Annotated in this window: 1 protein-coding gene; it reads right to left on the reverse strand. The window is 51.3% G+C overall.

Features of this window, described 5'->3' with window-relative positions; all coding sequences use genetic code 11:
* The coding region (locus tag AC2A1E_RS24470; RefSeq protein WP_484385918.1) for a hypothetical protein at nucleotides 1-306 on the reverse strand (306 nt) is incomplete at both ends.

Here is a 306-nt window from a genome sequence, read left to right on the forward strand (position 1 = left end):
ACGTTGAGTCTGGGGGTTATAAAGCCAGATGATGACCTCTTCCCCTTTCTTCATGTGTGAGTTGGCGTAAGCCTGCTGGGCTTCGATGGCCTCACGCTCTGCGGAGCGCTTCATTTGTGCATCGGTCTCGGTACTGTTCAACGTGGCGATTTTCTCTTCCGTTTTCCGAATGTTATCCTGACTTTGCGCTATTTTCTCCTCGGCTTCAGCGGTGAGGGTCGACGCCATGTCATTTTTAACGATGTCCAACCAGTCGCGCATGTTTTGCAGCCCTTTCTGATAGTTGAATTCGCACCCGGCGATATC

Source organism: Serratia sp. HNCC26DJ206 (genome assembly GCF_057180605.1).